The sequence below is a fragment of the Mesorhizobium sp. M7A.F.Ca.CA.003.01.2.1 genome (genome assembly GCF_003998945.1).
GTDB lineage: Bacteria > Pseudomonadota > Alphaproteobacteria > Rhizobiales > Rhizobiaceae > Mesorhizobium > Mesorhizobium ciceri.
The window spans coordinates 1-4,800 of sequence record NZ_RZRA01000405.1; the positions used below are offsets into that span (position 1 = coordinate 1).

A 4,800-nucleotide genomic window follows, 5' to 3' on the forward strand; every position below is an offset into this window, starting at 1 on the left:
TGCCCGACCTGGGCGCCGTTCGGCCTGCTCGCGGCCCGGAGCGCGTTGACATCGCCTTCGAGGTCAATGGCAGCGCCGTATCGGTCAATGTGCCGCCGCTGCGCCGACTGTCCCTGGTGCTGCGCGACGAACTGGGGCTGACCGGCACCAAGGTCGGCTGCGATGCCGGCGATTGCGGCGCCTGTACGGTGCTGGTCGACGGCGATCCCGTCTGCGCCTGCCTGATGTCGGCGGCGTCCGCTGCCGGCGCATCGGTGACGACAGTTGAAGGGCTTGCCAACGGCCGGCTGTCGACGTTGCAGGCCTCTTTCCTTGCCCATGGCGCTGCGCAGTGCGGGATTTGCACGCCCGCCCTGTTGGTTGCGGCGACGGCTCTGCTGGAGAAGAAGGCGAGCCCCACCGAGGTCGAGGTACAGGACGCGCTCGGCGGAATTCTGTGCCGCTGCACCGGCTACCGGAAGATCATTGCCGCAGTGATGGATGCCTCCCTGCAGGCAGCAAGCCTGGATTTCCGCTTGCCCCGGTCAGGCCACGCGATCGGTTCCTCGCCCATCCGGCTCGACGGCGTGCCGAAGGTCACCGGGGCTGAGAAATTCGGCAGCGATTCCTTCCCCGCCGATGCACTGGCGGTACTGGTGATCCGCTCTCCGCATTATCACGCCAGCTTCGCCTTCGGTGACCTCGATGGCTGGGCGAAGGCACATCCCGGTGTCGCCGGCGTCTTCACCGCCGCCGACATTCCGGGAAAAAACTGTTTCGGCGTCATCGGCCCCTTCGCCGACCAGCCGGCACTGGCCGAAGGGTTTGCCCGCCTTCGCGGTGAGGCGGTGGCGTTGGTCGCTGGCGAGCGCGAGGCGATGCTCGATATCGACCTCTCGGATTTTCCGATCCGCTGGACCGAATTGCCGCATGTTCTCCAATCCTGCGAAGCGCGCGCCGGCGGTGCCAAGCTCATCCATGAGAACAGACCGGCAAACCTGCTGACCTCCGGCTTCGTCGAACGCGGCGATCCGGAAGGGGCCCTTGCCGGTGCAGCGTTCACGGTGTCCGGCGTCATCGACACCTCCTATGTCGAGCACGCCTATATCGAACCGGAAGCCGGCTATGCCTATGTGGACGGCGACACGCTGGTCGTCGTCGCCTGCACCCAGGCGCCCTATATGGACCGCGACGAGACGGCGAAGGTGCTCGGCCTTGCCGTCGACAAGGTGCGCATCGTGCCGACCGCGACCGGCGGCGGTTTCGGCTCGAAGCTCGACGTCTCGCTGCAGCCGCTGATCGGCCTTGTGGCGATGAAGACTGGGCGGCCGGCGGCACTTGCCTACACCCGCACCGAATCGATGATGTCGACCACCAAGCGCCATCCGGCCGAGATGAAAGCAACCATCGGCGCCGATGCCGACGGCCTTGTCACCGGCATGATCTTCGAAGGCGATTTCAACACCGGCGCCTATGCAAGCTGGGGCCCTACCGTGGCCAACCGCGTGCCGGTGCACGCCTCCGGACCTTATGCGACGCCGAACTACCGCGCCGAAGGCCGCGCCATCCATACGCATGGGCCGATCTCCGGCGCCTTCCGCGGCTTCGGCGTGCCGCAAGCGACGATCATGCAGGAGACCCTCTATGATGAGCTGGCCGGCAAGCTCGGCATGGACAGGCTCGATTTTCGCTTGAAGAACTGCCTTCGGAACGGCTCCGAAACGGTCACAGGACAGCTTCTGGACTCCGGCGTCGGCATTGCCGAATGCCTCGAATCGCTGCGGCCGCACTGGGCGCGCGCGGCGGCCGATGCGGAGGCATTCAACAGCGCCAACACAGATAGAAAGCGCGGCGTCGGCGTCGCGTCCTGCTGGTATGGCTGCGGCAACACCTCGCTGCCCAATCCGTCGACCATTCGGGTCGGCATCGCGGCCGACGGCACGGTCATCCTGCACCAGGGCGCGGTCGATATCGGCCAGGGTTCGAACACGGTCATCGCCCAGATCTGCGCCGACGCGCTCGGCCTGCCGCTGGAGAGATTCCAGCTGAAGAGCGCCGATACATCAATTACTCCCGATGCCGGCAAGACATCGGCCTCGCGCCAGACCTTCGTCACCGGCAAGGCGGCCGAGAAGGCCGGCCGCGCCTTGCGTGAAAAGATACTTCGTTTCGCCAATGTTTCGGAAAAAGCCGCTCTCCAACTCGACGGCCCGGCGATCGTCATCCGCGAGGGAGAAGCCACGCGCCGCATCGACCTCACGACGTTGGATCTGGATGCCGAGGGCTTCGTCTTCCGCGCCGAGGAGACCTACGACCCGCCGACGCTGCCCCTCGATGCCAAGGGCCAGGGCAAACCCTACGCCGTTTACGGCTATGGCGCGCAGATCGCCGAACTGGAGGTCGATCTCAAGCTCGGCACGGTGAAGCTGATCAAGATCACCGCCGCGCATGATGTGGGCAAGGCGATCAACCCGCTGCTGGCCGAAGGCCAGATCGAGGGCGGTATCGCGCAAGGCATCGGCATGGCGCTGATGGAAGAGTACATCCCCGGCCGCACCGAGAACCTGCACGACTATCTCATCCCGACCATTGGCGACGTGCCGCCGATCGAGACCATCCTGATAGAAGTTCCGGATCCGGAAGGACCCTTTGGCGCCAAGGGTTTGGGCGAGCATGTGCTGATCCCGACTGCGCCGGCAATCCTCAACGCCATCCGCCACGCCACCGGCGTTCTGATCACCAAGGTTCCGGCGACGCCGACGCGTATCCGCGCTGGCATCCGCGAAAAAGATGGCATCCGCGAAAAGGAGGCACGCCGATGAGCGAGCTTGCCGAACGCTTCGAAACCCATGATCCCGGTGAGAAGCTGGTGGCGGAGAAGATCCGCTGCGATGCCTGTCCGGTGATGTGCTACATCGCTGATGGTCGCACCGGCGCCTGCGACCGCTACGGCAATGTCGGCGGCAGGATCGTGCGGATGGACCCGCTGACCATCCTCGACCATGCGGCCGAGGCCGGCGCGGCAATCGTGCCGTTCGTCGCCGAGGGCGAACAATGGGACGGCGAACTGGTCAACACCGGCCGCCGCTTCGTCACCGCAATCGGCGCCGGCACCACCTATCCCGACTACAAGCCGGCGCCGTTCATCGTCAGCCAGGAAGTCGAAGGCGTCGATCTCGTCACCGTCGTCACGGAAGGCATTTTTTCGTACTGCGGCGTCAAGGTGAAGATCGACACCGACCGGCATATCGGACCCGAGACGGCTATTGTGCGATCGCAAGGCGAGGCAATCGGCCATGTCACGACGGGCGAGTATGGCTCGCAGATGCTGTCGCTGGGCGGCGTGCATCATCTGACCGGCGGCTCGAAGGCCGAAGGACGCGCCACCTGCGACGCGCTGCTCAATCTGTGCAACCGCAAGCCGGTGGAACTCGCCATCGACGGCGGCGCCACCATAACAGTCGAAGCCGGCAAAGCGCCTGTCATCGACGGCAAGCAGGAACATCGCATGCGCGTCGGCTGCGGCTCGGCGACCATCGGCATGTTCGCCACGCAATGGCGCGGCCTTGTCGACGAGGTGGTGGTGGTCGACGACCACATCACCGGCGTCGTTTCCGAGCATCAGGCCGGCAAGGTGCTGGGCTGGCAGGACACAGGGATAAAGATCATCGGCCGCCGTTCGACGCCGGGCCGCTATTTCAAGGTGTCCGAGCCAGGCCTCGGCTGGGGCGGCACCAGCATTTCAGACCCGCTGTCGATCCTTGGCGAGTGGAACGCCAAGAAGGGTGCGCGGCCGGGCCTGTCGCTGCTGATGGTTTCGACCACCGGCGAGCAATTCGCCTATTACGAGCTCGACGACGAGTTGAAGCCGGTGCAAAAACCGTTTCCGGAACGGCTGCAAAAATCGGTCGGCCTGATCGAGGACAATTGCGAGCCGGCTTTGTGCACGGTGCTGTTCATCGGCGGCGCCGGCGGTTCGCTGCGCGCCGGCGTCACCGAAAACCCGGTCAATCTCACCCGCTCGGTTCAGGGCCTGACCACCTATGTCACGGTCGGCGGTGCGCCGGTCTATGTCTGGCCGGGCGGCGGCATCACCCTGATGGTCGATGTCACACGGGTGCCGGAAGGCGCCTTCGGCTATGTGCCTACACCGGCGCTGGTGGCGCCGATCGAATTCACGCTGCGCCGCGACGACTATGTCAGGCTCGGCGGGTACGAGGCCGAGATCCGCAGCGTCGAGGATATTGTCGCAAAAGGCGGTGAGTACCTGAATCCGCGCCGCGGCACAGGCGCCGAAACCAACAATCCATGGCCGCCACTCGCGCAGCTACGTCGTGCCGGCTCGAACGGGGCCGGGTGATGCAAGGCCCGCAAGCCCATTGGCTGCAGGACGGCAAGCGGCTGCATCTCAACCACGGGCCGATCGACCTGATCGTCGAGGTTTTTGGTGAGGCGGATGAATGCCGCCGAGCCTATGAACAGGCCATAGCGCGGTTCCAGACGATCCTGGTGGAGCTGGTCGAGGAACTCCCCGAATTGCGGCTGCCGGCGTTTTTCCTGGCGCCGCGCACCTTCGCCGGCCCGACGGCGCGCCGCATGGAGGCAGCCGTCATGCCCCTGGCGGAATGCTTTATAACTCCGATGGCGGCCGTCGCGGGATCGGTAGCCGACGAAATGCTCGCCGCATTGCTTGCCGGTCGCAAGATCGAGCGCGCCTATGTCAACAATGGCGGCGACTGCGCGCTCCATATCGGCAAGGGCCAGTCGATGGGTCTGGCGGTTGCCGGTACCGGCAACGGCATGACCGACCGGATCACGATC

The 4,800-nt window shown here is 65.3% G+C and carries 2 protein-coding genes and 1 pseudogene; all 3 read left to right on the forward strand.

The window, feature by feature from the left end; all coding sequences use genetic code 11:
* Window positions 1-8: 8 nt before the first annotated feature.
* The gene (locus EN969_RS17265; protein WP_127419265.1) at window positions 9-2,801 is read left to right on the forward strand and encodes a molybdopterin-dependent oxidoreductase; all 2,793 of its coding nucleotides are present in this window, start codon (window positions 9-11) and stop codon (window positions 2,799-2,801) included.
* Complete coding sequence (locus tag EN969_RS17270) at window positions 2,798-4,339, forward strand: hypothetical protein (protein WP_063169735.1); 1,542 nt, start codon at window positions 2,798-2,800, stop codon at window positions 4,337-4,339. Before EN969_RS17265 ends, EN969_RS17270 begins: the two co-directional genes overlap by 4 nt.
* A pseudogene (locus EN969_RS17275) lies at window positions 4,339-4,800 on the forward strand (UPF0280 family protein); the annotation flags it as partial. The gene EN969_RS17270 and the pseudogene EN969_RS17275, both read left to right, overlap by 1 nt.

Excerpts from the sequence above, each read along its gene's own strand:
- EN969_RS17270 (WP_063169735.1), top strand. The coding sequence starts at position 2,798 with ATGAGCGAGCTTGCCGAACGCTTCGAAACCCATGATCCCGGTGAGAAG.